The 26,064-nt window shown below is 63.7% G+C and carries 24 protein-coding genes; 15 read left to right on the top strand and 9 right to left on the bottom strand.

Going from position 1 to position 26,064, the window contains the following annotated elements:
* Positions 1-125 precede the first annotated feature (125 nt).
* The gene (locus G1E_RS02510) at positions 126-1,400 is read left to right on the top strand and encodes a histidine kinase (RefSeq protein WP_029885150.1); all 1,275 of its coding nucleotides are present in this window, start codon (positions 126-128) and stop codon (positions 1,398-1,400) included.
* Positions 1,400-2,038 carry a response regulator transcription factor gene (locus G1E_RS02505; protein WP_029885149.1) on the top strand — a complete coding sequence of 213 codons (639 nt, stop codon included), beginning with the start codon at positions 1,400-1,402 and terminating at the stop codon, positions 2,036-2,038. Before G1E_RS02510 ends, G1E_RS02505 begins: the two co-directional genes overlap by 1 nt.
* A 152-nt stretch (positions 2,039-2,190) precedes the next feature.
* Here the strand turns inward: G1E_RS02505 and G1E_RS02500 are convergent, their stop codons facing one another.
* A complete protein-coding gene (locus G1E_RS02500; protein ID WP_009682329.1) occupies positions 2,191-2,850 on the bottom strand; it encodes a pentapeptide repeat-containing protein in 660 nt (219 codons plus the stop codon).
* A gap of 77 nt (positions 2,851-2,927) precedes the next feature.
* Positions 2,928-4,823: a quinoprotein ethanol dehydrogenase gene (gene exaA / locus G1E_RS02495; RefSeq protein WP_047149589.1), complete on the bottom strand. Its 1,896-nt coding sequence runs from the start codon at positions 4,821-4,823 to the stop codon at positions 2,928-2,930.
* A gap of 254 nt (positions 4,824-5,077) precedes the next feature.
* Between exaA and pedF the strand changes: the two genes are divergently transcribed.
* From pedF to G1E_RS02450, 10 genes are all read left to right on the top strand, one after another.
* On the top strand, positions 5,078-5,539 hold the full coding sequence (gene pedF / locus G1E_RS02490) for a cytochrome c-550 PedF (RefSeq protein WP_009682327.1): 462 nt from the start codon (positions 5,078-5,080) through the stop codon (positions 5,537-5,539).
* 5 nt (positions 5,540-5,544) lie between these two features.
* Positions 5,545-6,420: an ABC transporter substrate-binding protein gene (locus tag G1E_RS02485; protein ID WP_009682326.1), complete on the top strand. Its 876-nt coding sequence runs from the start codon at positions 5,545-5,547 to the stop codon at positions 6,418-6,420.
* A 35-nt stretch (positions 6,421-6,455) separates the two neighbouring features.
* Positions 6,456-7,223, top strand: a complete 768-nt coding sequence (locus G1E_RS02480; protein WP_009682325.1) for a quinoprotein dehydrogenase-associated SoxYZ-like carrier — start codon at positions 6,456-6,458, stop codon at positions 7,221-7,223.
* 38 nt (positions 7,224-7,261) lie between these two features.
* Positions 7,262-8,194 (top strand): quinoprotein relay system zinc metallohydrolase 1, encoded by a 933-nt coding sequence (locus G1E_RS02475; protein WP_009682324.1) that lies wholly within the window; start codon positions 7,262-7,264, stop codon positions 8,192-8,194.
* Positions 8,195-8,436: 242 nt separating this feature from the next.
* Positions 8,437-10,224, top strand: coding sequence for a PQQ-dependent alcohol dehydrogenase PedH (gene pedH / locus G1E_RS02470; protein ID WP_033690296.1), 1,788 nt, complete (start codon positions 8,437-8,439; stop codon positions 10,222-10,224).
* A gap of 119 nt (positions 10,225-10,343) precedes the next feature.
* Positions 10,344-11,864 carry an aldehyde dehydrogenase family protein gene (locus G1E_RS02465; RefSeq protein ID WP_009682322.1) on the top strand — a complete coding sequence of 507 codons (1,521 nt, stop codon included), beginning with the start codon at positions 10,344-10,346 and terminating at the stop codon, positions 11,862-11,864.
* A 258-nt stretch (positions 11,865-12,122) separates the two neighbouring features.
* The gene (gene pqqA / locus G1E_RS27205; RefSeq protein WP_003243383.1) at positions 12,123-12,194 is read left to right on the top strand and encodes a pyrroloquinoline quinone precursor peptide PqqA; all 72 of its coding nucleotides are present in this window, start codon (positions 12,123-12,125) and stop codon (positions 12,192-12,194) included.
* A 52-nt stretch (positions 12,195-12,246) separates the two neighbouring features.
* A complete protein-coding gene (gene pqqD, locus G1E_RS02460) occupies positions 12,247-12,519 on the top strand; it encodes a pyrroloquinoline quinone biosynthesis peptide chaperone PqqD (protein ID WP_029885144.1) in 273 nt (90 codons plus the stop codon).
* 88 nt (positions 12,520-12,607) lie between these two features.
* Entirely contained in the window at positions 12,608-13,771 is a 1,164-nt protein-coding gene (ercA, locus tag G1E_RS02455) for an alcohol dehydrogenase-like regulatory protein ErcA (RefSeq protein ID WP_009682320.1), read from the top strand.
* Entirely contained in the window at positions 13,755-15,419 is a 1,665-nt protein-coding gene (locus G1E_RS02450) for a NahK/ErcS family hybrid sensor histidine kinase/response regulator (protein WP_009682319.1), read from the top strand. Before ercA ends, G1E_RS02450 begins: the two co-directional genes overlap by 17 nt.
* A gap of 103 nt (positions 15,420-15,522) precedes the next feature.
* On the opposite strand, the gene G1E_RS02445 is transcribed toward G1E_RS02450, so the two are convergent.
* The 6 genes from G1E_RS02445 to G1E_RS02415 all read right to left on the bottom strand — a co-directional run bounded on the left by G1E_RS02445 (position 15,523) and on the right by G1E_RS02415 (position 21,868).
* Positions 15,523-16,245, bottom strand: a complete 723-nt coding sequence (locus G1E_RS02445) for a proteasome-type protease (RefSeq protein ID WP_009682318.1) — start codon at positions 16,243-16,245, stop codon at positions 15,523-15,525.
* 73 nt (positions 16,246-16,318) lie between these two features.
* Complete coding sequence (locus tag G1E_RS02440; RefSeq protein WP_009682317.1) at positions 16,319-17,098, bottom strand: transglutaminase family protein; 780 nt, start codon at positions 17,096-17,098, stop codon at positions 16,319-16,321.
* Entirely contained in the window at positions 17,095-18,045 is a 951-nt protein-coding gene (locus G1E_RS02435) for an alpha-E domain-containing protein (RefSeq protein ID WP_009682316.1), read from the bottom strand. The genes G1E_RS02440 and G1E_RS02435 overlap by 4 nt, the downstream gene beginning before the upstream one ends.
* A gap of 3 nt (positions 18,046-18,048) precedes the next feature.
* Positions 18,049-19,458: a circularly permuted type 2 ATP-grasp protein gene (locus G1E_RS02430; protein WP_009682315.1), complete on the bottom strand. Its 1,410-nt coding sequence runs from the start codon at positions 19,456-19,458 to the stop codon at positions 18,049-18,051.
* A gap of 361 nt (positions 19,459-19,819) precedes the next feature.
* Positions 19,820-20,857 (bottom strand): methionine synthase, encoded by a 1,038-nt coding sequence (locus G1E_RS02420; RefSeq protein WP_009682313.1) that lies wholly within the window; start codon positions 20,855-20,857, stop codon positions 19,820-19,822.
* Between the two features lie 27 nt (positions 20,858-20,884).
* Complete coding sequence (locus G1E_RS02415) at positions 20,885-21,868, bottom strand: DUF1852 domain-containing protein (RefSeq protein ID WP_009682312.1); 984 nt, start codon at positions 21,866-21,868, stop codon at positions 20,885-20,887.
* Positions 21,869-22,338: 470 nt separating this feature from the next.
* On the opposite strand from G1E_RS02415, the gene G1E_RS28590 reads away from it, so the two are divergent.
* Together G1E_RS28590 and G1E_RS02410 are read left to right on the top strand one after the other, a co-directional pair.
* Complete coding sequence (locus G1E_RS28590) at positions 22,339-22,479, top strand: hypothetical protein (RefSeq protein WP_009682311.1); 141 nt, start codon at positions 22,339-22,341, stop codon at positions 22,477-22,479.
* Positions 22,480-22,712: 233 nt separating this feature from the next.
* Complete coding sequence (locus tag G1E_RS02410) at positions 22,713-23,651, top strand: LysR family transcriptional regulator (protein ID WP_009682310.1); 939 nt, start codon at positions 22,713-22,715, stop codon at positions 23,649-23,651.
* Here the strand turns inward: G1E_RS02410 and G1E_RS02405 are convergent.
* Positions 23,628-24,758 carry a porin gene (locus tag G1E_RS02405; protein ID WP_009682309.1) on the bottom strand — a complete coding sequence of 377 codons (1,131 nt, stop codon included), beginning with the start codon at positions 24,756-24,758 and terminating at the stop codon, positions 23,628-23,630. The two genes, G1E_RS02410 and G1E_RS02405, sit on opposite strands and share 24 nt — an antisense overlap.
* Positions 24,759-25,091: 333 nt before the next feature.
* Here G1E_RS02405 and G1E_RS02400 point away from each other — a divergent pair.
* Positions 25,092-26,064, top strand: a 973-nt coding sequence (locus G1E_RS02400) for an MFS transporter (protein ID WP_371259891.1), incomplete at its 3' end; no start/stop codon positions are given.

Below are 26,064 nucleotides of genomic sequence, written 5' to 3'. Positions count from 1 at the left end.
AGCATAGGAACCCCGCCGGGCGCGGGAAATATGCAGAAAGTAGCGCCCGGCCGGTACCAAGGTAGTAATTTCCCGCGCCACCTACGGTTTTACGATGGGCCTCGGCACCCCTGAAGAGAGCTCCCATGCGCCTGTTCAACTTGTCTGCGCTGTGGCGCATCAACCTTTGGGTCACCGGCTGCTTCGCCCTGGTGACGGTAGCCTGTGCCGGGGTGCTGCTGCACCAGGCTGTGGCCGACGTGGAGCGTGAGCTGCAGTCTGCCGAAGCCGTGGTGACCTACCTTGCCGAGACTGCCGAGCGTGACCCGGCCAGTTTGCAGCCGGGCCTGACCCAGAACCTGCGCCATGTGCGGGTGCATTGGCTGGCAGCTGGCGATGCCGCCCTGTTGCCTGGGGATGCCGGTGTGGATGCCTGGCTGGGCCGCCAGCTGTTCGGTCAACACCACCCAGGTGGCCGTTTACTGACACTGAGCGACGGCCGGCGGGTGCTGATTGCCGTGGATGCCCGCGATGAAATCGACGAAGTCTGGGAGTCGCTGGTGCAATTGCTGAGCTTGTGCGGCCTGGCGCTGGTATTGAGCCTGGTGACCATCCGTTGGGCGGTCGGGCGGGCCATGGGGCTGCTGGCTGAATTGCTGGGGGCGCTGCGGCAGGTGTCGGCGGGGCACCTGGCCGTGCGTTTGCGCGAGGCCAACCTGCCGGAGGCACGCCAGTTGGCTGCGCACTTCAACGCGATGGTGGCGAACCTGGAGCAGGCGCGGGCCGACAATACGCAACTGACCCAGGCCCTGCTGGCGGTGCAGGAGCAGGAGCGTACCCGGCTGGCGCAGGCCCTGCACGATGACCTTGGGCAATACCTGGCCGGTATCCGCGCCCAGGGCTGCCTGCTGCGCATGGCAGCCGACCAGCCCGCTGTGGTCAAGCAGACCACACAGCAACTGGAACTCAATTGCGAACATTTGCAGCAAGGGTTTCGTGCCCTGGTACAAGACCTGTATCCGGTGGCGCTGCAACACATGCCGCTGGCGCAGGCCATTGGCCTGCTGGTGAGCCAGTGGCAGGCCAGGCAGGGCATCGATTGCCGGCTGCGGGTTGGCGAGCATTTGCCAGACTTGCCCGCGCCGAGCAGGACGCACTTGTACCGGCTGCTGCAGGAGGCGTTGACCAATGTCGCCCGGCATGCCGGCGCCAGCCAGGTGCGGGTGCGCCTGCAGCGCAGCGCCAAGGGGTTGCGCTTGTTCGTGCGCGACAACGGGTGCGGCGCGCGCCAACCGCGCCGGCCTGGGGTTGGACTGCACTCGATGGCCGAACGCGCGCGCAGCCTGGGGGGTGAATTACGCATTTTCAGCCGCCCGGGTGGCGGTTGGGCGTTGGCGCTGAACATCCCCAAGGAGGTGTGATGAATATCGTACTGGTCGACGACCATGCTGTGGTCCGCCAAGGCTATGCCAGCCTGCTGCGGGCGGTATTGCCAGACATCCAGGTGCGCGAAGCGGCCAGTGGCGAAGAGGCGCTGGCCCTGGTGCACGAGCAGGTGCCCAACCTGGTGGTCATGGACTTCGGCCTGCCGGGCATCAGCGGCCTGGAAGCCACCCGCCGGCTGCGTCAGCGCCTGCCCCAGCTGCGGGTGCTGTTCTTCAGCATGCACGACGAGTTGCCCCTGGTGCGGCAGGCGCTGGAGGCCGGGGCGTCGGGCTACCTGACCAAGAATTCGGCGCCCGAGGTGCTGATCGAGGCGGTGCAGCGTGTATTGGCCGGGCATGCCTACATTGAACAGCCGCTGGCCACGCAATTGGCCTGCACCACCCCGCACAATGAAAGCGACCCGCGCCTGCAGCGCATGACCCAGCGCGAGCTGGAGATTTTCGTCATGCTTGCCAAGGGCACCCCGGCGCGGCTGATTGCCGAGCAGTTGTGCATCAGTGCCAAGACCGTGTCCAATCATTTGACCTTGCTCAAGAGCAAGCTGCAGGTCAGCTCGCATGCCGAGCTGGTGCACCTGGGGATTGACTTGGGGCTGGTGCGGGTAGCGGGGTAGGCCTTGTGTCGCGATGGGCTGCCTGTAGGAGCGGCCTTGTGTCGCGATGGGCTGCAAAGCAGCCCCAGGGTTTCAGCATGGTGCACAAATTGCCGGGGCTGCTTTGCAGCCCATCGCGACACAAGGCCGCTCCTACAGCCAGGGGCAAACAGTCATTTGTCCCAGGTTTCGGGGCAGCCTGTGCATCCCTCCATGTTGGCCTCCTGAAAATTCCCGTAATGCTGCCGTGCCCCGCGCAGGTCGGCGCGCGCCAGGTTGCTTTGGCCGAACTTGGCCTCCTGCAGGTTGGCATCGGTCAGCCTGGCCTCCTGCAGGTCGGCCTTGCTGAGCCAGGCCATTTCGAGGTCCGCAGCCTGCAGGTTGGCTTTGTGCAACTTGGCCCCGGACAACCGGGCGAACTGCAGATAGGCCGCGCTGAGGTCGGCGTTCTCGAACTGCGCGCCTTGGGCGAACAAGCCCCAGCCCTGAATGGCCACCAGGTGGCTATTGCTCAGGTCGGCCAGGCGCAGGTTGCTCTGCTGCAGGCTGGCGCGGGTCAGGTTGGCGCCTTGCAGGCGGGCTTTTTCCAGGTTGGCCAGGTCCAGTTGGGCGTGGCGCAGGTCGGCGTCGCGCAAGTCGGCGCCGGCCAGGTTCATCTTGCGCAGGTCCTGGTTAGCCAGGTTGGCGCCGCGCAGGTCGGCACCCGGGCACTGGCTGGCTTCGGCGATGACGCAGCCGTTGATGGTCAGTGGGGCATCGTCGCCAGCGTCTTCGGCATGTGCGGCCAGGGCAGGCGAGAGCGCCAACAACAGGGCAATGGGCAGGTAGTTCATGGCGAATGGCTCTCGTGGGTGTAAGCACCAGGTGAAGGGGCCGCAACGCGGCCCCGGGTATACGCCACCTCAGGCGATCACCGCTGGGCGGTCTTGTTGTCCCAGCTCGGGATCTTGAACACCCAGAACGAGCCACCCTGGGCAACGGGCTTGGTCAGTTCGGCCATGTCGCCACCCCACAGCGGCACCGCACCGCCGTAGCCGACCGTCACGCCGATGTACTGCTCGCCATCCTGCTCCCAGGTGATGGGCGGGGATACGATGCCGCTGCCGGTCTGGAACTTCCACAGCTCCTTGCCCGTCTTGGCGTCGAAGGCCTTGAAGAAACCATCGCCGGTGCCGGTGAACACCAGGTTGCCCTTGGTTGCCAGCACGCCTGCCCACAGTGGCAGGTGCTCTTTGTGTTCCCACACCAGTTTGCCCGTGGTCGGGTCCATGGCGCGCAGGGTGCCGACGTGATCGTCGTACATGCGCTTGATGCGGAAGCCCATGCCGAGATAGGCCGAGCCTTTCTTGTAGTTCACTTCCTCGGTCCAGTATTCCTCCTTCCACTGGTTGCCGGGGATGTAGAACAGGCCGGTGTCCTGGCTGTAGGCCATGGGGTTCCAGTTCTTGCCGCCGAGGAATGGCGGTGAAACCTCGACTGGCTTGCCTTTGGTTTCACCCGGCAGCGGCTTGGCCGGGCGCTGGCCGGGGTTTTCCACCGGGCGCCCGGTCTTCAGGTCGATATGGCTGGCCCAGGTGATGTTGTCGACGAAGGGGAAGGCGTTCTGCAACTTGCCATTGTTGCGGTCGACCACATAGAAGAAGCCGTTGCGGTCGGCGTGGCCGGTGGCCTTGACCACCTTGCCGTCCTTGCCTTTGTAGTCGAACAGCACCAGTTCGTTGTTGCCGGAGAAGTCCCAGGCGTCGTTGGGGGTGTGCTGGTAGAACCACTTGACCTCGCCGGTGCTCGGGTCTACACCGACCTGGCCGGAGGTATACAGGCTGTCGTAGTCGTGCGGGTTGCCGTCTTTCGAGGTACGCGCCCAGGTGTTCCAAGGCCCCGGGTTGCCCGCCCCGACGATGATGGTATTGGTTTCCGGATCGAAGCTGGCGCTTTGCCAAGGGGCGCCGCCACCATGGCTCCAGGCTTCGACCTTGCCGGTTTCGGTGGTGGGGTCATCTGGCCAGGACGGTGCCTTGACGTCGCCGGTCGGGGTGCTGTCCTTGCCATTCAGGCGGCCCATGTGGCCCTCGACGAAAGGCCGCATCCACACTTCTTCCCCGGTGTCCGGGTCGCGTGCGAACAGCTGCCCGACCACGCCGAATTCATCCCCCGAGCTGCCGTGGATCAGCAGGACCTTGCCACTGGTCTTGTCCTTGATCAGCACCGGCGCGCCGGTCATGGTGTAGCCGGCACTGTGGTCGCCGAACTTCTTGTTCCAGACCACTTTGCCGGTGTGTTTGTCCAGGGCCACGACCCGCGCGTCGAGGGTGCCGAAGTAGATCTTGTCACCGTAGATGGCAGCGCCCCGGTTGACCACGTCGCAGCAGGGGCGAATGTTGTCGGGCAGGCGGTGGTTGTAGGTCCACAGGCGTTTACCGGTCTTGGCATCGAGGGCAAATACCCGTGAGTACGACCCTGTCACATAGACCACACCGTCGCTGACGATGGCCTGCGATTCCTGGCCGCGCTGCTTCTCGTCGCCGAACGAGTAGGACCACGCCGGGGTGAGCTTGAACACGTTCTTGTCGTTGACCTGAGCCAACGGGCTCCAGCGCTGGGCATTGGTGCCCATGCCGTACTGCAGCACGTCGTTGGTGGTGAGGTGGTCGTTGGCGATGTCTTCCCAGGTGACGTTCTTGGTGGCAGGTGCCGCAGGGGGGGGGGCCGCTGTTGCCACGCTGCCCAAGGCCAGGCTACCGGCCATCAGCAGCACGCGCACGCTCAAGGCCAGAGGGGAAAGGGCGGGTAGCGATCTTATTGTCATGGTTGCAGTTCCCAGTGGAGGTTTTGGCCTGCACAGGGTGGGCCGCCGGTGCGCTCTACGGATACGGAAAAAATCCCGCCATTGCCGGGAAGAGTTCCCGGTCGGCACCTCATTTGGCCGTTCGCCACAAGCCCTACTACCAAGGGAGGAAGGCGCGACCACCAAAGCAGCATTCGGCCGTATGCCGGGTGTTTTTAAGATGGCGACACGGCCTCTGTGGTTGAGGCTTTGCGTGCAATGGTGAGGGCATAACAATGACAACAAAACGCAATGTGTGGCTTGCTGCAGGCTTGTTGGCCGGCGCGGTAATGACCGGTACGGCCTGGGCCCATGGCAATGTAGTCCCACAGGCGGTAGAGACCAAGGGGCTGACCCCAGTCAAGGACGCTGGGGTGAGCCTGGACGCAGACGGCTGGGCGGCGGTCAACCCTTACCGTAGCTCGCCGGAACACGACAAGGCAGTCGAGATCGGCGCCTCGGCCTATAACCAGAACTGCGCGGCCTGCCATGGCCTGGAAGCCAAGTCTGGCGGCATTGCCCCGGACCTGCGGCTGCTCGATGCCGGCGACGCCGGCGATGAATGGTTCGTCGAGCGTGTGCGCCATGGCGCGGTGCGCGACGGCCGCGTGTACATGCCGAAAATGGCCGACTACCTGAGCCAGGAGGCCTTGTGGGCGGTGCGCACATACCTGGACAGCGTGCACGTCGAGGAGTAACGGCCATGCGCCTGATGGCGGTGCTGTTCAGTGCCCTGTTGCTGTGCTGTGCGGCGGCCCAGGCGCAAGTGCGCAACTACGACACGATCATCGCCGCCGGGGAGCTCAAAGTAGCGGTGTACAAGGACTTTGCGCCTTACAGTTTCCAGGACCACGGCCAGCCGCGGGGCGTGGATGTGGACCTGGCGCAGGCACTGGCCGAGGCGATGGGCGTGCGCCTGAAACTGATCTGGGCGCCGCCTGGGGAAAAGCTCGACGACGACCTGCGGGACTACATCTGGCGCGGCAGCCCGCTGCGTCATCAGCAATTGGCAGACCTGATGCTGCGGGTGCCCTACGACCACGATTATGCGCAGAGGCGCAACGAGCTGGGCGAGCTGGAAAACGCCCAGGTGGTGATGTTCGGCCCGTATCAGCAAGAACGTTGGCAGGTGGCCTATGACCGCCGCCGGTTGCCTTCGGTGGCCAGTGTCGCGGTATTCCAGCAGCACCCGATTGGGGTAGAGGTCGACAGCGTGCCGTCGTTCTACCTGACCTCGGTGTTCAACGGCATGCTCAGCGCCAAGACCCACCATTACCCCGGCGTGCAGCAAGCCTTCGCCGCCATGCAGGCCGGTGAGGTAGACGCGGTGATGGCCATGCGCGGCGAGGTCGACTGGCAACTGCATGAGGCCGCGAACCCACAGCTGGCGTTGGCGGAAAATGCGTACCCCAACCTGGGCAAGCAGGCCTGGGACATCGGCATGGCCGTGCATGAAAGCAACCGGCAGTTGGCCTATGCGGTCGAGGAGGCGCTAGAGGTGTTGATACGGGAGGGGCGCATGCAGGCGATCTATGCCCAGTACGGGCTGCGTTACCAGGTGCCGGACATGTACCAGTAGCCTGGGCTCGGCAGCCCGGTAAATGGGAGCGGATCATGAACCTCAAAGCAACCTTGCTGTTGGCCTGCTGGCTACCTTGGGCAAGCCAGGCCCTGGCCAGCGAGCCGCGTGCCAACCAGGACCCGGTGCCCTCGGTGATGTGGGACTTCTACCACAAGCAACTGCTCGACCAGGCAGCGTTCGTCTTCGATGAGCGGGTCAAGCTGCTGGCTCCACCTTTTGCCGAGGACGCACGCCAGGTGCCGTTGGAAATCGATGCCCGCGCGTTCACTGGCGAGGTGGTGCGCATCATTGCCTGGGCCGAACTCAACCCGCTGCCGCGCATTGTCGACTTCCAGCCCGGCGAACGGGTACTGCCGTGGTTATCGCTGCGTATCCGTATCGAGCAGGCCACACCACTTCGCGCGGCGGTGCTCACGCGCGACGGCCTGTGGCACGTGGGCTCGACCCTGATCGATGCTGCCGGCGGTGGTTGTACCGCCCCCAGCGTGGTGCGCACCCAGCCCGGCTGGGAAGAGCACCTCGGCGAGGTGCTGGGGGGCCGTTACCCGCGTGGCGACAGCAGCCGCCTGCGCCTGCAGGTGGCGCACCCGATGGACAACGGCCTGGTCAGTGGCATTCCCGAGTTCTACCTCAACCATGCCGAGTTGCAAGGCGCCGATGGCCAGCGCCTGGCCAGCCTGACGCTGTACCCGGCGGTCAGCGAGAACCCGAACCTGAGTTTCGATATCCAGGGCCCCGGGCCGACCCGGCTGTTGTTGCAGGACAACAGCGGTAACCAGTTCGAGGCGGCAGTGCCTTGAGCGCGGTCGCCATCCACCCCTGAACCGAGGCGCCTGCCATGCGTTGGATCCTGCTGTTGCTGTTGTGCCTGGGCCTTCCGGCCCAGGCCAACCTGGATTACCGGCTCGCCCCCCGGCAGATTGCCGAGGGTACCTGGCTGCTGGAGGGCAGTACCGACAATTTCGCCAAGGCCAATGGCGGCAACGTGGTCAACACGGTCTTCATCGTGACCGACGAGGGGGTGGTGGTGATCGACAGCGGGCCGTCCAGACGCTATGGCGAGGCCTTGCGCCAGGCGATTGCCACGGTGACCGACAAGCCGGTGATGGAAGTGCTGCTGACCCATCATCACCCGGACCATGTGCTGGGCAACCAGGCGTTCACCGACGTGCCCATCGGCGCCCTGGCCGGCACCGCAGCGTTGCTGCGCGAGCAAGGCGATGCCATGGCGGAAAACATGTACCGCCTGGTTGGTGACTGGATGCGAGGCACCGAGGTGGTGCTGCCGACCCGGGTCGTGGAGCCGGGTGTGCGCGAGGTGGGCGGGCACCGCCTGCGCCTGCTCGGGCTACGCGGGCATACCGGTGCGGACCTGGCGATCCTCGATGAAACGACCGGAGTGCTGTTTGCCGGCGACCTGCTGTTTTATCAGCGTGCCCTGACCACCCCCAACAGCCCGGGCCTCGATGTGTGGCTGCACGACCTCGACACCTTGCAGGCGCTGCCCTGGAAGCAACTGGTAGCCGGCCACGGGCCGCTAGCCAGTGATGCGCAACCGTTCTTGCAGATGCGCGACTACCTCACCTGGCTGGACAACCTGCTGCGCGACGGCGCCGCCCGTGGCGACGATATGGCCGAAATGATCCGCAGCCCGATACCCGAACGCTTCGCCGGCCTGAGCCTGACGCGCTACGAACTTATTCGCAGTGTCAGCCACCTATACCCGCGGTACGAACGCCAGCAACTTCGGCGGGTAGACAGTACGCCCTGAGCCAGACGCTACGGCGTGGGAGCGGCCATGCGCCGCGAGAGGGCGGCGCAGCAGCGCCGGCAATTTCCGCTGACACCAACCCAGGGGCCGCTTTGCGCCCCTTTCGTTTAAAAGGCAGCTGCTACCAAGGAACTAGAAATCTCCACACTGCGAGCAATTGTTGGCAAACACCCCGGGACCAAGAATTCCCGGCACACCGGGAAAATTTCCCGGGCACAACAAAAAAACCAAAGGTAGCCGACATGACCCGATCCCCACGTCGTCCCGCGTTCGCCGTGAGCCTGGTGCTCAGCGCCATGTTGCTGGCCGGCGCTGCCCACGCCGCCGTCAGCACTGAAGATATCCTCCAGGACCCGAAGAACTCCCAGCAGATCGTGACCAATGGCCTGGGCGTGCAGGGCCAGCGTTACAGCCCGCTGGACATGCTCAACACCAACAACGTGAAGGAACTGCGCCCGGTCTGGGCGTTTTCCTTCGGCGGTGAGAAGCAGCGCGGCCAACAGGCGCAGCCGCTGATCAAGGATGGGGTGATGTACCTGACCGGCTCCTACTCGCGGGTATTCGCCGTGGACGCGCGAACCGGCAAGAAACTGTGGCAGTACGATGCGCGCCTGCCCGATGACATCCGCCCATGCTGCGACGTGATCAACCGGGGCGTGGCGTTGTACGGCAACCTGGTGTTCTTCGGCACCCTCGACGCCAAGCTGGTGGCGCTGAACAAGGACACCGGCAAGGTGGTGTGGAGCAAGAAGGTGGCCGACCACAAGGAAGGCTATTCGATCAGCGCCGCGCCAATGATCGTCAACGGCAAGCTGATTACCGGCGTGGCTGGCGGCGAGTTCGGTGTGGTGGGCAAGATCCAGGCCTACAACCCGGAAAACGGTGAGCTGCTGTGGATGCGCCCCACCGTCGAAGGCCACATGGGGTATGTGTACAAGGACGGCAAGGCCATCGAAAACGGTATTTCCGGTGGCGAAGCCGGCAAGACCTGGCCGGGCGACCTGTGGAAGACCGGCGGTGCAGCGCCGTGGCTGGGCGGCTACTACGACCCGGAAACCAACCTGATCCTGTTCGGCACCGGCAACCCGGCGCCGTGGAACTCCCACCTGCGCCCAGGGGACAACCTGTATTCCTCGTCGCGCCTGGCACTGAACCCGGACGATGGCACGATCAAATGGCACTTCCAGAGCACGCCACACGACGGTTGGGACTTTGACGGCGTCAACGAGCTGATCTCGTTCAACTACAAGGACGGCGGCAAAGAGGTCAAGGCCGCCGCCACTGCCGACCGCAACGGCTTCTTCTACGTGCTGGACCGCACCAACGGCAAGTTCATTCGCGGCTTCCCCTTCGTCGACAAAATCACCTGGGCCACTGGCCTGGACAAGAACGGCCGGCCGATCTACAACGAGGCCAGCCGCCCGGGCGCACCGGGCAGCGAAGCCAAGGGCAGCTCGGTGTTCGTTGCCCCGGCGTTCCTCGGTGCGAAAAACTGGATGCCGATGGCCTATAACCAGGACACCGGGCTGTTCTACGTGCCGTCCAACGAGTGGGGCATGGACATCTGGAACGAGGGCATTGCCTACAAGAAAGGGGCGGCGTTCCTGGGCGCCGGCTTCACCATCAAGCCGCTCAACGAAGACTACATCGGTGTGCTACGTGCCATCGACCCGGTCAGCGGCAAGGAAGTGTGGCGCCACAAGAACTATGCACCGCTGTGGGGTGGGGTACTGACCACCAAGGGCAACCTGGTGTTCACCGGTACCCCGGAAGGCTTCCTGCAGGCGTTCAACGCCAAGACCGGCGACAAGGTCTGGGAGTTCCAGACCGGCTCAGGCGTGCTCGGTTCGCCGGTGACCTGGGAAATGGACGGCGAGCAGTACGTATCGGTGGTGTCCGGCTGGGGCGGCGCGGTGCCGCTGTGGGGCGGCGAAGTGGCCAAGCGGGTCAAGGACTTCAACCAGGGCGGCATGCTCTGGACCTTCAAGTTGCCCAAGCAGTTGCAGCAGACCGCCAGCGCCAAACCTTGACCCCTACTACCAAATGACGAGAGCCCCGCTGCCAACGATGCATTCGCCTGGCAGGCGGGGCTTTTTACCATCGGCATATCGCCTGTCGTGGGACAGGCATTGACCTGCAGAGGCTCAGCATGATCTACGCACAACCCGGAACCCCAGGCGCCGTCGTTTCCTTCAAACCGCGCTATGGCAACTTCATCAATGGCGAGTTCGTGGCGCCCTTGGCTGGCCAGTACTTCACCAACAGCTCGCCGGTCAACGGCCAACCGATCGCCGAATTCCCACGTTCTAGCGCACAGGATATCGAGCGCGCCCTGGACGCTGCCCATGCCGCGGCTGACGCGTGGGGCAAGACCTCGGTGCAGGAGCGGGCCCTGGCGCTGCTGAAAATCGCCGACCGGATCGAACAGAACCTCGAAGTGCTGGCGGTTACCGAAAGCTGGGACAACGGCAAGGCCGTACGTGAAACCCTGAATGCCGACGTGCCGCTGGCCGCGGACCACTTCCGTTATTTTGCGGGCTGCATTCGTGCCCAGGAAGGTGGCGCGGCGGAAATCAACGAAACCACCGTGGCGTATCACCTGCACGAACCCCTGGGTGTGGTCGGGCAGATCATCCCGTGGAACTTCCCGTTGCTGATGGCTGCCTGGAAACTTGCCCCGGCGCTGGCGGCGGGTAACTGCGTGGTGCTGAAACCGGCCGAGCAGACGCCGCTGTCGATCACCGTTTTTGCCGAGCTGATCGCCGACCTGCTGCCGGCCGGGGTGCTGAACATCGTCCAGGGCTATGGCCGTGAGGCTGGGGAGGCGCTGGCCACCAGCAAGCGTATTGCCAAGATCGCCTTCACCGGGTCGACCCCGGTGGGCTCGCACATCATGAAGTGCGCGGCCGAGAACATCATCCCGTCTACCGTCGAACTGGGTGGCAAGTCGCCGAACATCTTCTTCGAAGACATCATGCAGGCGGAGCCGGCGTTCATCGAGAAAGCCGCCGAGGGCCTGGTGTTGGCGTTCTTCAACCAGGGCGAGGTGTGCACCTGCCCATCGCGTGCGCTGATCCAGGAGTCGATCTACGAACCGTTCATGGCCGAGGTGATGAAGAAGATCGCCAAGATCAGCCGTGGCAACCCGCTGGACACCGAAACCATGGTCGGCGCCCAGGCGTCGGAGCAGCAGTACGACAAGATCCTCTCGTACCTGCAGATTGCCCGGGAGGAGGGTGCCGAATTGCTCACTGGCGGTGCCGCCGAGCGCCTGCAGGGTGACCTGGCCAGCGGCTATTACATTCAGCCGACCCTGCTCAAGGGCCACAACCGGATGCGCGTGTTCCAGGAAGAGATCTTCGGCCCGGTGGTGGGGGTGACCACCTTCAAGGACGAAGCCGAGGCCCTGGCGATCGCCAACGACAGCGAGTTCGGACTGGGGGCCGGCCTGTGGACCCGCGACATCAACCGCGCCTACCGCATGGGCCGCGGCATCAAGGCCGGCCGGGTATGGACCAACTGCTACCACCTGTACCCCGCGCATGCGGCATTCGGTGGCTACAAGAAGTCGGGTGTGGGCCGTGAGACGCACAAGATGATGCTCGACCACTACCAGCAGACCAAGAACCTGCTGGTGAGCTACGACATCAACCCGCTGGGCTTCTTCTGACCCCCTGATGAACCTGCGCGGTTGGCGCAGCGGCCTGGTGTCGCGGCCAGGCTGCGCAGCCACCCTCATTGCTGTAGCGGTGCAGCGAATGCCAGGCCGCCTCCCCAGGCGCCCTGGCTGGCCTGATGGCAATGTGTGGCAACCCCGTTGCTACCAATGCACCCGGCTAACTCGTTCCAAAGTAGCATTCGCCCTCACCACCGCCCATGCATTAATGCCTCTACCGGAATCGCCCGGCACAAGAAGAGGACATGCCCCATGTGGACCAAACCCGCCTACACCGACCTGCGCATTGGCTTTGAAGTGACGATGTACTTCGCCAACCGCTGATGCCTGCCCGGCCACCGTCAAGGTGGCCGGATCCCCACGCCCGGTGCCTGCCGTGAAACTGATCGACCGCCAGCAGACACTGGCCCTGGCCAAGGGCTTGCGGCTACGCTGGGACCCGTTGCAGGCATGCCATGTGCTGCTGTACCCCGGGGGCGTCATCGAGCTCAACGCCAGTGCCGGCTGGGTGCTGGAGTTGCTGGACGGCCAGCGCAGTACGGCAGCGATCATCGACCAGCTGGCACAGCGTTTTCCCGGGGTTCCCGGCCTTGGCGAGGACGTACTTGCCTTCCTGGAGGTTGCCCGCGCCAAGGCGTGGATCGAATGATGCCTGTGCCGCTTTGGTCTGGTTGCTTTCGCCGCGGGATGCTTTACGCTGGCGGTTATCTTCCAGAACAATAAGAACAGGCTGTACGATGAGCCAGAGTTTCAGCCCCCTTCGCAAGTTCGTTTCGCCTGAAATCATCTTTGGTGCTGGCTGCCGACATAATGTGGCCAACTACGCCAAGACCTTTGGTGCGCGCAAGGTCCTGGTGGTCAGCGACCCAGGGGTGATTGCCGCTGGCTGGGTGGCCGACGTCGAGGCCAGCCTGCAGGCGCAGGGTATCGACTATTGCCTGTACACGGCCGTTTCGCCCAACCCCCGGGTCGAGGAGGTGATGCTCGGCGCCGAGATCTACCGGCAGAACCACTGCGACGTCATCGTCGCGGTCGGTGGTGGCAGCCCGATGGATTGCGGCAAGGCCATTGGGATCGTGGTCGCCCACGGGCGCAGCATCCTCGAGTTCGAGGGCGTGGACATGATTCGCGTGCCCAGCCCGCCGTTGATCCTGATCCCGACCACCGCCGGTACCTCGGCGGATGTGTCGCAGTTCGTGATCATCTCCAACCAGCAGGAGCGCATGAAGTTCTCCATCGTCAGCAAGGCGGTGGTGCCCGACGTGTCGCTGATCGACCCGCAAACCACGTTGAGCATGGACCCGTTCCTGTCGGCCTGTACCGGCATCGACGCGCTGGTGCATGCCATCGAGGCGTTCGTGTCTACCGGTCATGGCCCGCTGACCGACCCCCATGCGCTGGAAGCCATGCGCCTGATTAACGGCAACCTGGTGGAAATGATCGCCAACCCCGGCGACATCGCCCTGCGCGAGAAGATCATGCTCGGCAGCATGCAGGCGGGGCTGGCGTTCTCCAACGCGATCCTGGGCGCGGTGCATGCCATGTCGCACAGCCTCGGCGGTTTCCTCGACCTGCCTCATGGCCTGTGCAATGCGGTGCTGGTCGAGCACGTGGTGGCGTTCAACTACAGTTCGGCGCCCGAGCGCTTCAAGGTCATTGCCGAGGTCTTCGGTATCGACTGCCGCGGCCTCAACCACCGGCAGATCTGCGGCCGCCTGGTGGAACACCTGATTGCCCTGAAGCACGCCATCGGCTTCCATGAAACCTTGGGCCTGCACGGGGTGCGCACGGCCGATATTCCGTTCCTGTCGCAACATGCAATGGATGACCCGTGCATCCTCACCAACCCGCGCGCGTCGAGCCAGCGAGATGTCGAGGTGGTCTATGGCGAGGCCCTCTGACGAGCAGCAGCGGGCGCTGGCAGGGCTGCTAGGCCTGGGCGACCACTCGGCGCGCAAAAGCCATTACCCGGAATTGTCTGCCCGGCTGGATGAACTGGAAGCCGAGCGCAACCGCTACAAATGGCTGTTCGAGAACGCCGTGCACGGCATTTTCCAGGCCAGCCTGCAGGACGGCATGCGTGCTGCCAACCCGGCATTGGCCCGTATGCTCGGCTATGACGACCCACAGCAAGTGCTGTTTTCCCTGACCGACCTGGCGACCCACCTGTTCGATGGCGGTGCGCAAGAGCTGCAGGCGATTACCGCGATTCTCGCCCGGGAGCACAGCCTGCATGGCTATGAAACCCGGCTGCGGCGCAAGGATGGCAGCCACCTCGACGTGCTGATGAACCTGCTGCTCAAGCCCGGTCACGAAGGCCTGGTTGAAGGCTTCGTGGCCGATATCACCGAGCGCAAGCAGGCCCAGCAGCGCCTGCAACAGCTCAATGACGAACTGGAGCAACGGGTTGCTGCACGTACCGATGAGCTGATCGAGGCGCGCGATGCTGCCGAAGCCGCCAACCGCAGCAAGGACAAGTACTTGGCCGCTGCCAGCCATGACCTGCTGCAACCGCTGAACGCCGCGCGCCTGTTGATCTCCACCTTGCGTGAGCGGCCGCTGCCAGACGCCGAACATGTGCTGGTGGAGCGTACCCACCAGGCGCTGGAGGGCGCCGAAGACCTGCTGACCGATTTGCTGGATATCTCGCGGCTCGACCAGGCTGCGGTCAGGCCCGATGTGGCGGTTTATCGCCTGGACGAGCTGTTTGCGCCTTTGATTTCAGAATTCCGCTCGGTGGCCGATGCCGCGGGCCTGAAATTTCACGCCAGGGTTCCCGATTATGCCGTCAGTACGGATCTGCGCTTGCTGACGCGCATTCTGCGCAATTTCCTCAGCAATGCCTGCCGCTACACCGACGAGGGCCGCGTTCTGTTGGGGGCAAGGCGCCGCGGCGAACACTTGCGCCTGGAGGTATGGGACAGCGGGCGCGGCATCGCCCAGGACCGTTTGCAAGCCATATTCCTGGAGTTCAACCAGCTGGACGTTGGCCGCGCAGCGGACCGCAAGGGTGTAGGCCTGGGGTTGGCCATTGTCGAGCGGATCGCCAAGATTCTCGGCTACCGGATCGAAGTGCGTTCGTGGCCGGGGCGTGGCTCGGTGTTCAGCATCGAGGTGCCGCTTGGCCAGGCGCTGCCGCCGCTCCTGCAGCCCACGCTGCCCCAGCCCACTGCCGGCAACCCGCTGCCGGGCCGTCGCCTGCTGGTGCTGGACAACGAAGTGAGCATTCTCGAAAGCATGGGCGCGTTGCTGGGGCAGTGGGGCTGCGAAGTGGTCACCGCCACCGATCAGCAGGGTGCCTTGCAGGCGCTTGAAGGGCGCGCCCCGGAGCTGATCCTGGCTGACTTTCATCTGGATCACGGCGTGGTGGGCTGTGAGGTGGTGCGGCAGTTGCGCGAACATTACGCCAGCGCCATACCCGCGGTCATCATCACGGCCGACCGCAGTGACCAGTGCCGGCGCTCGTTGCGCAAGCTTGGCGCACCGTTGCTGAACAAACCGGTGAAACCAGGCAAGTTGCGTGCGGTATTGAGCCAGTTGCTGGGCTGAGGGGCATGAGGCGTATTGGGGGGGCGGCACCGCCCTTTGAGGGGGCGGGCTCATCCACGAAAAGGCCGGGCCTGCTGGCCGGGATTTACTGGCCATTCCCCCATCAGCCATACGGCGGCGCCGGCAGCTCGGCCAGCAAGGTTTTCAGGCCTTCGCCCCACTGCCGGCGAATCTGCTGGTAATAGGCATCGTCGCTGGCGATGCGGATGGGCTGCGGTGCCTCCAGGGCATCGGCTCGGTACACCAGCAAGTCCAGGGGCATGCCTACCGACAGGTTGCTGCGGATGGTGGAGTCGAACGAGATCAGGCCACAGCGCAACGCCTCATCCAGCGGGGTGCGGTACTCCAGGTTGCGGTCGAGTATGGGCCGCCCGTATTTGCTTTCCCCCAACTGCAGGAAAGGCGTGTCGCGCGTGGCCTGGAAAAAGTTGCCCTGGGCATAGACGTTGTAGATCGCCATCGGCCCGCCCGCAATCTGGCCACCGACGATGAACGAGCTGCTCAGGTCGATACCGGCCGTCAGCTTGCTGCGGTCGCGGCACACCACCTCGCGCAGGGTATCGGCCACCAGCACGGTGGCATCGTAGAGCGTGGCGACATTCAGCAGGTGCGGGCCGCTGCCCTGGCTGCGTTGCTGCAGCAGGTTGACCACTGACTGCGAGGTTGCCAGGTTGCCCGCCGTCTGCAGCACGATCAGGCGGTCGCCGGGTACGCTGAAGACGAACAACTTGGCAAAGGTGGAGATCTGGTCGATACCGGCATTGGTGCGTGAGTCGCTGATGAAAACCAGCCCGTCTTGCAGGTGCATGGCGACACAGTAAGTCATGCAAATTCCCTTGTGTGGCAGAGGTAGTGGCCTTGCTGCAGGCGCGCAGCAAGGCTGGCTTGAGGGCCAGGCGTCACTGGCGATGCACGTGAACACTGGCTTGCATGGACTCGGTGCCACCCCCACGGCGCACGCCCCTGACCGGGCAGGCATCGAGGTAATCCAGGCCCACGGCCAGCTTCAGGTGCCGCTCGGGCCGGGTCAGGCGGTTGGTGATGTCGAAGCTGTACCAGGCGTCGTCGACCCAGGCTTCGGCCCATGCATGGCTGGCCAGGTGCTGTTCATCCTCGGTGCACAGGTAGCCGGAAACATAGCGGGCCGGTACCCCCAGGCTACGGGCGCAGGCCAGGAAGGCATGGGTATGATCCTGGCACACGCCCGCACCGGCATTGAACGCTTCGCTGGCCGTAGTGCCGACGGAGGTCGACCCTGGGCTGTAGGGCATGCGCTCGGCCAGCCCCTGCATCAGGTCGATCAATGCGGCGCGGTCACGGTGCGTGCCGCATTGCCGGGCGGCGAAGGCCACCAGCGCGTCATCGGCCAGGGTCAGGTGGCTGCCACGCAAGAACGGCAGGGGTGACTGGCAGGCTGCCTCCTGTTCGCAGGCCGGGTCGATTTCGACCTGGCCGCTGGCAGTAAGGGCCAGGTGCCCATGGGGCTTGTCCAGCGTCAGCACATGCAGGATGTTGCCGTACGGGTCGATCTGGCTCTTCACCTTGCAAGGCAGGTCCAGTTGCCATTCGACGATGCGCTGGCGTTCGCTGCTGCGCGGGGTAAGGCGCAGGAACTGGATGCTGTTGGACACATCACTGGCGTAGCTGTAGGTGGTGTCGTGGCGGATGGACAGTTTCATACAACCTCCAGGTAGGAGTGATGGACCGCCTGGCCCAGTTGGTTGACGCGGCCGATGAAATCGCTGAGCCAGGGATGCAGCCCGGCGTCGAGGATTTCGTCGATGGCGGTATAGCGCAGCCGCGCGTTGAGCTCGGCGGCCAGCCGCTGGGCCGCTCGCCCGGTACTGCCAGGCAGGCCGGCCAGGATCTGGTCCAGCTCCTCGATACAGGCATGCAGCGAGCGCGGCACGTCGACGCGCAGCAACAGCAATTCGGAAACCGGCCCGGCACTGGGCGCGGCGCGGTAGATTTCATTGAAGGCTTCGTAGGAGGTCAGGGCGCGCAGCAAGGCACTCCACTGGTAAAAACCCCTGGCCGAGTCGTCGCTGACCTCGTCGGAGGCCTCGCCGAACATTTCATAGCGCGCATCGAGCAGCCGCAGGGTGTTGTCGGCCCGTTCCAGGAAGGTGCCCAGGCGAATGAAGCTGTAGGCATCGTTGCGCATGATGGTACCGGAGGTGGCGCCGCGGAACAGGTGCGAGCGCTCCTTGACCCAGTCACAGAACTGGCTGATGCCGTAGCGGCCCAGCCCGTTGCTGGCAATGTTGCGCATTTCGATCCAGGTGGCGTTGATGTTCTCCCACATGTCCGCCGTTATCCGCCCGCGCACTGCATGGGCGTTGGTTCTGGCCGCCTGCAGGCAGCAGTAGATGCTGCCGGGGTTGGTGGCATCGAGGGCGAAGAAATGCAGCATGCGCTCGGTGTCGAGCTCGGCGTGGCGACGGATGTAGTCGTCGAGCGTGCCCGAGGCCAACAGTGACATGGCCAGTTCGGCATGGCCGTCGCTGCGCCCCGCCTGCGGCATCAGTGACAGCGAGTAGCTGACCTCGAGCATGCGCGCCAGGTTTTCCGCACGTTCCAGGTAGCGGGACATCCAGTACAGATCAGAAGCAGTTCGCGAAAGCATGGTTCAGTCCTCCACCACCCAGGTGTCTTTGGTACCGCCACCTTGTGACGAGTTGACCACCAGCGAGCCTTCCTTCAGCGCCACGCGGGTCAGGCCGCCTGGCACCAGGCGGGTTTCGCTGCCCGACAGTACGAACGGGCGCAGGTCGATATGCCGCGGCGCGATGCCGTTGTCGACGAAGGTCGGGCAGGTGGACAGGCACAAGGTCGGTTGCGCGATATAGGCATGTGGACGCGCTTTGATGCGGGCGCGGAAGTCCTCGATCTGCGCGGCAGTGGCGGCGGGCCCGACCAGCATGCCGTAGCCGCCAGAGCCCTGGGTTTCCTTGACCACCAGCTCGGGCAGGTTGGCCAGTACATGGGACAGGTCGGCCGGCTTGCGGCACTGCCACGTCGGTACGTTGTTGAGGATCGGCTCCTCGCCCAGGTAAAAGCGGATCATGTCGGCGACATAGGGGTAGATCGACTTGTCGTCGGCTACGCCGGTGCCCACCGCGTTGGCCAGCACTACGTTGCCGGCGCGGTACACCGAAATCAGCCCGGGCACGCCCAGCATCGAGTCGGGGTTGAACGAGAGGGGGTCGAGGTAGTCGTCGTCCAGCCTGCGGTAAATCACATCGACCCGTTGCGGGCCGGCGGTCGTGCGCATGTACACATGCTCGTCGCGCACGAACAGATCGGCGCCTTCGACCAGCTCGATGCCCATTTCGCGGGCCAGGAAGGCATGCTCGAAATAGGCACTGTTGAAGCGCCCTGGGGTAAGCAGCACAGCAGTGGGGTTATCCAGCGGGCTGGCGCTCTTGAGCGTGTCCAGCAGCAGGTTGGAGTAGTGGTCGATGGGCGCGATGCGCTGGGCGGCGAACAGCTCGGGGAACAGGCGCATCATCATCTTGCGGTCTTCGAGCATGTAGCTGACACCACTGGGGGTGCGCAGGTTGTCTTCCAGCACGAAATAGCTGCCATCGCCATCGCGCACCAGGTCCACGCCGGCGATGTGCGCATACAGGCCCCGGTGCAGGTCCAGGCCCTGCATGGCGATCTGATAACCCTCGTTGGCCAGGACCTGCTCTGGCGGGATGATCCCGGCCTTGAGGATGCGCTGGTCGTGGTAGATGTCTTCCAGGAACAGGTTCAGGGCCTGCACGCGCTGGATACAGCCGCGCTCGACCGTACGCCACTCGCTGGCGCGGATGCTGCGCGGGATGATATCGAAGGGGATCAGCCGCTCGGTGTCCTGTTTGTCGCCATACAAGGTAAAGGTGATACCGGCGCGGTGGAACAGCAGGTCGGCCTCGCGTCGGCGCTGCTCCAGCAGCTCCAGCGGGGTGTTCGCCAGCCAGCGGGCGAACTCCTGGTAGTGCGGGCGGCAGCTGCCGTTCGCGTCGTACATTTCATTGAAAAAAGCCCGGGACATACCCACTCCTTGCCGCCGTTACCGGCAGCTTCATTGCCGTTCATCTGCGTCTTTCAGGGTGCTGCCTTGCTGGTAAGTGGGGGTGTCGTCAGCCTCGGTCGCGTTGGGTTGCGGGTGCATTCCGTTCACCAACCAGCATTGCAATGAAAGTGCCGAAAACCCGGTGCAGTGCCGGGCAGGCCAGGGAATGGGCGGTGGGCAGCGGTTTTGCTGGGCGGCGCCTGGTCCAGGCGGGGTGAGGTGGCGGCCGGCTGACCGGCCGGCGTGCATCAAAACAGGGCGCCCGGTCTGCAGCCGCGTTTTTTGAACCGAGTTGGTGCGTACCGCCATGCCGGCCAGGCCAGGCAGGCGGTTCAACACCTCAACCCGCGTTGGCGGTCAGTTCCTGGCGAACGATGGCAGCGCCGGCGCTCAACGCCTTGAGCTTGCCGCTGGCGACCGCGCGCGGCAGTGGGGCCATGCCGCAGTTGGTGCAGGGGTAGAGTTTGTCGGCGTCGACGAACTGCAACGCCTTGCGCAGGGTGTCGGCCACGGCTTCGGGCGTTTCGATGGCAGGGTTGGCGACATCGATGGCACCGACCATGACCTTCTTGCCCCGAATCAGCTCAAGCAGTTCCATCGGCACATGCGAGTTGTGGCACTCCAGCGAAATGATATCGATGCTCGACTGTTGCAACGTCGGGAACACCTGCTCATATTGCCGCCATTGCGCCCCCAGGGTCTGTTTCCAGTCGGTGTTGGCCTTGATCCCGTAGCCATAGCAGATGTGCACCGCGGTTTCGCACTTGAGCCCTTGAACGGCGCGCTCCAGGGCGGCCACGCCCCAGTCGTTGACCTCATCGAAGAACACATTGAACGCCGGTTCGTCGAACTGGATGATATCGACGCCCGCCGCTTCCAGTTCCAGGGCTTCCTGGTTGAGTAGCCTGGCAAATTCCCAGGCCAGTTTTTCCCGGCTTTTGTAATGGCTGTCATACAGCGTGTCGATCATGGTCATGGGGCCCGGCAGCGCCCACTTTATTGGCTGGGCAGTTTGCTGGCGGAGGAACCTGGCATCGTCGACGAACACCGGTGCCTGTCGCGCTACAGCACCCACCACTGAGGGCACGCTGGCGTCGTAGCGATCGCGAATGCGCACGGTCTGGCGCTGCTTGAAATCGACCCCGCTCAAGTGTTCGATGAACGTGGTCACGAAATGTTGGCGGGTCTGTTCGCCGTCACTGACGATATCGATGCCCGCGTGCTGCTGTTCCTGCAAGGCCAGGCGCAAGGCGTCCTGTTTGCCTTCGGCCAGCTGCGCGCCCTGCAATTTCCAGGGTGACCAGAGTGTTTCAGGCTCCGCCAGCCAGGTAGGCTTGGGCAAACTGCCGGCAGTGGAGGTGGGAAGTAGCGTGTTCATCAGCGGTTACCTTGTGCGTTGAGGTGATCAGCCGGCGTATTGAGCGGACCATTGCTCCAGGGTGGTCTGGTACGGTTTGACGAAGCGCTCCTCGGCAAACCTGCCTTGTTCGAGCGCCAGGCGGCTGCGCTCTTCGCGGTCGTAGACAATGCGTGTAAGCGAATAGTCCTGGTGCTGCAGGCTCGGTTGGTAGGCCATTGCGGCTGCCGCATTGGCGTTGTAGATCTCGGGGCGGTAGATCTTCTGAAAGGTTTCCATGGTGCTGATGGTGCTGATCAGCTCCAGGTTGCTGTAGTCGGCCAACAGGTCACCGGCAAAGTAGAAAGCCAATGGCGCCACGCTGCCGGGCGGCATGAAGTAGCGCACCTTGAGCCCCATCCTGCTGAAGTATTCGTCGGTCAGCGAGTGGTCGTTCTGGTGATACTCCACGCCCAGCACCGGGTGCTGGTTTTCAGTGCGGTGGTAAACCCTGCTGCTCGACACACTCAGGCAGATGACCGGCGGCTTGTCGAAGTGCGCCTTGTAGGTGGCCGAGTTGATGAAGCACTTGAACAGCTTGCCATGCAGTTCGCCAAAGTTGTCCGGCGTGCTGAAGCTTGGCCGACCCTTGTTGTGTTCCAGCAACAACACACTGAAGTCGTAGTCCCGCACATACGAGGAAAAGTTGTTACCGACCATGCCGTCGATACGGCGGTTGGTGGTGTGGTCGACGATATGGGTCTGCAACAGCTCGATCAGCGGCAGGCCGCTGCTGAGCTGTTCACTGTGCAGGTGCAGTTCCACCGAAATGATATCCAGCTCTACGCTGTAACGGTCTGCATAGGCATTGTCCCAGTGCGCCAGGGCGTTGAAGCGGTTGTCGATCATCTGCAAGGTGTTGCGCAGGTTTTCCTGGCGGTTTTCCCCCCGCGCTAGGTTGGCGAAATTGGTGGTGATGCGGGTGTTTTCGCCGGGCTGGTAGTGCTCGTCGAAAGCGGTGCGCTGCACAGTGAATTGCGGTGCGTAAGCCATGTTGTACGGTGTCCTGATGCCTGGCTCGTGCCGTTGGGTAGTGCAAGCAGGCAACTATTGCCATGGCGCGAGCGACGTGATGTCCGTGTTCAGGCCGTATTCTAGGCAGGGGCCCTACATGAATGATATTGAAGATAAATCACTAATGATTTAGCGCTGCTCATGATGCTGGGGTGTCGGGAGTAGGCAACGGGAAGGAAAGCTTGTGTATGCGGTCGAGCGCTGGCGGTTGGCCCTGTGATCTTGATCGCAACTTTCCAGACTAAAGGTACGGAATTTTCAAGTTGGCATGAATATCCCATGTCAGTCGGGAGTCCAGTCTTCACCTACTGCACTACCTCCATCACCTCCACGGAAGAACAAGAAAGGGGGCTAACATGAGTTGTCTGATTTGCGCAGGGCACGCGGAATCCGTCGAATGCACCCTTGGATGGGAGGAGCGGCGCTGTTCCCAATGCGGGTGTTACCGAATGTCCCAGTCGCTGATCCTGTTGATGATGGAAGAGGGGCAGATCTTCGACACCGAGCGCATGCGCCAATGGCTGGTCGTGCGGCGTGGGCAGGTGCCGGTGCCCGCCATCGACCATGAGCACGCCATACTGCGCCTGTGAGTGGCGCAGACGCTCAGGTGCCTGTACAGGCAGTTGTGTACCTGGCTGGCTGACCTACGGCATCATAGCCGCTCGGCCACCCACTGACCCAGGATGCTGCAATGCGCAAAGTTGGCGAGCGACTGCCCGACGTGAACCTGTACCCGTCCAACAACCCTGCTGGCGCCTGCACTCAGGGCCCGAACGCTTCTGCCATTGGCCAGCGTCGCCAGCAGCGTACAAGGTAAAGACGGTTGAAACTTCACCAGCTCCGGGCGCTTGTCGCCATTCACAATGCCGGTAGCATCCTCGAAGCCTCCAAGCTCCTGCACATTACCCAACCTGCCCTGAGCCGTTCGATCAAGGAGCTGGAGCGCGAGGTGGGCTTCGCTTTGCTGCAACGCTCACCCAAGGGCATGGCCCTGACCGAGGAAGGCAAGCGCGTGATCCGCCATGCCAACCTGGTGGTCGAAAGTATTCGCCGCCTGCAGATCGAAGCGGCGAGCATCCAGGACGCCACGCTGGGCGCGGTGTCGATCGGCGTCACCTCGCTCACGGCCATGCTTGACGGGGTGGATGAAAGTATCCTGGCGTTCCGGCGTAAATACCCGCGGGTCAAACTCACCATCACCGACCTGCGCCCTAGCCAGATCCTGCAACGTTTGCGCGATGGCAGCCTGGACTTCGCCATCACATCGCAGCAGCCGCTCAGCCGCCTGAGCCTGGACTGGGAGGCGCTTGGCAGCATCAAGGGCAGCGTGATCTGCCATGTGTCGAACCAACAGCAGTTCAGCAAATCGCTGCGCACATTGCAGTACGCCCACTGGATCAGCCTGGACGAATTGGCCGATCAAGCTTCGCAGTTTCACCAGCTGTTCGAGGCCAACGGCCTGCCCGTGCCGCAAAATACCGTGGAGTGCACCTCGGTAATGATGGCGCTCAAGCTGCTGCAGAATACTGAGGCGCTGATGACCATCAGCCAACTGGCGGTGGACCAGAGTTTCAGGTACGGCATTGGCAGCGACTTCGTGGTCATGCCGGTGCAAGAGCTGATCCCGGATTACCCGATCAACCTGGTTTGCATCGACCGCCATAGCCTCACCACACCTGCGCAGGAGCTGTATCACAGCTTGCGCGGGCGGGTGCTGAGGCAAGCCCGGGCAGGGGCGTCAGAAGTGGTAGTACATGCCTAGCGCGACGTTGACCGGGTCGTCGCCCGGCTGCTCGAGCGGGGTACCTGCGTAGGTGACCGCCGAAGCGGGCTGGTTGGCGATCAGGCCGACCCGACCATACACGGCCCAGCGCGGGGTCACGAAGTGGTCGTAGCCAACCATTGCCGCGAAGGCGTCCTGGTCCTTGGCGGTGACCTGGCGTTGCATGATTGCCAGGCGTAGCACATCGCGTTCGCCAACCGGCACCATTGCCCCTGCAGTGATCAACGTGGTGCTAGGGCTGCCGGCCTGGTCCACGTCCTGGCGTTGCCAGGTCAGGCTGGTGGCCAGCGGGCCGAAGTCGTAGAACGCCGACAGGCTCTTGTAGCGGTTGGCGGTCTGGCGCGTGTTGCCAGCGTCGTCCCATGGGTCGCTGTAGTACAGGTTGTAGGAGCCCAGCAGCATCACCCGCTCGTTGCGGTATTGCAGGCGCGCGCCACCGCCTCGCAGGGTGCGCCCCTGGCTGGCGGCATCGTCGAAACCAAGGCTCACTGCCGTGCCCAGGCTGAAACCGTTGAGGTTCGGGGTGGTGTAGGCCAGTGTGTGCTTGGGGCGCAGGTCCAGGTAATAGGCGCCCTTGCCGGCTGCTGGCAGGGCCAGGTAGGTGTAAGGCGAGCCGTACGTGGCCAGGAACGGGTCGGCGTAGGTGGGGGTGCCCATGCTGTAGGTCTTGCCGAACTCCAGTTTACCCAGGCTTTTCGAACGTAGGGCCACAGCCGCCAGGCGCAGGCTGCCGACAGTGTCCCAGCTGCCCTCCAGTGCCTGGCCATTGAGGTTGAAGCCTTCTTCGGCTACCAGCTCCAGCGCGCTGTCAGCGCTTAGCCCCTTGCGCGCATACAGCCCAAGCTTGTTGGTCCAGGCACCGCCGCCGGCCAGCCTGAAGCCCGCGTGCTGCTGCGAGTCGTGGTAGCTGGCAAAGGCGTCCACGGTGCCGTAGACCTTGAGCGTGTCATCAAAGCCGTAGTCCACCCCGTAATAACCGAAACCAGGCGCGATCCGGGCGAGTGCCGGAAAGCCATCTGCCTGTGCCTCAGCGGCCAGGCAAGCGCTTTGGATCATCAACAGCAACGATGTAGTGCGAGTGTTCATTCACGACTCCAGGCCAGCACGATGATGGGGTGGCTGTAGCGTCGGTGAATAACCCGTTGCAGTGTGATTGCTTATTCGGCCAGTGCATGCCGTTTGGTTAAGCCAATGGGTGCCTTTGCGGTGGCGCATGACCGGTGCTCATGCCCTTGGCAACGGCTGACCTGCGGCCATTGGGCAACGCCTGCAGCATCGGTTGCATGCCTGCCGGGGTGCCGACCTCAGGGCGCTGGGCTGATTAACCCCGGGTTAACCAATTGCCGAAACTGCAAGTGTATTGACTGCCCGATTGGCCGATATTCGTTGCACGCCGCGATTCGCCAACGGAGAAAAACAATGACAACACCGCTACCCGCACCGCCAGTTCTGCAGGCGGATGCGCCTTGCAGTGCGCACTCGTCGTCCTCGCGTAAAACCTTGATTGCCTGCTCGCTGGGCAATGCGCTGGAAATGTACGACTTCACGATCTACAGCTTTTTCGCTGTATTGATCGGCAAGCATTTCTTCCCGTCCGATTCGGCAATGGCTTCGTTGTTGATGTCGCTGGCCACCTTCGGCGTCGGCTTTCTGATGCGGCCGGTCGGGGCCATGGTCATTGGCCGTTACGCCGACCGGCATGGGCGCAAGGCAGCCTTGTCGCTGACGATTGGCTTGATGACCCTGGGTACGGCATTGATCGCGTTCACCCCCACCCATGCGCAGATCGGTATCTGCGCCACGCTGCTGCTGGTGGCCGGTCGGCTGATTCAGGGCCTGTCGGCCGGTGGCGAGATCGGTACCGCATCGGTGTTCCTGATGGAGTCCAGCACTGTTGGCAAGCGCTGCCAGAGCGTCAGTTGGCAGGCGGCCAGCCAGGGCTATGCCGCCCTGGTGGGGGCAGGGTTCGGTCTGGCGCTCAGCCAATGGCTCGAGCCGGACGCGCTGGAAAGCTGGGGTTGGCGCATCCCGTTCATTTTCGGCCTGCTGATCGGCCCGGTCGGCTGGTACATTCGCACGCGGTTGCCGGAAACCCATACCGCCGAAGCGGCGCGTTCAGGCGAGCCGGTGCTGGATGCCGCCCTGCTCAAGCGAATCGCCCTGGGCATTGGCCTGATGGCCAGCTCGACCATCGGCATGTACCTGTTCGTGTTCTACATGCCCACCTACCTGACCACCGCCTTGCATTACCCGCCAGGCAGCGCGATGGCGATCGCCTGCATCAGCAGCGGCTGCATGGCGCTCATCTGCCCACTGGCGGGCAAGTTCGCCGACAAGCACCAACTGCGCAAGCGCCTGCTGGTATGGACGGTCGCCACGCCGGGGGGGGGGG

The organism is Pseudomonas sp. TJI-51 (genome assembly GCF_000190455.2).
In the GTDB taxonomy this organism is placed as follows: Bacteria; Pseudomonadota; Gammaproteobacteria; order Pseudomonadales; family Pseudomonadaceae; genus Aquipseudomonas; species Aquipseudomonas juntendi.
This window is presented reverse-complemented; position numbering and strand designations above follow the sequence as displayed.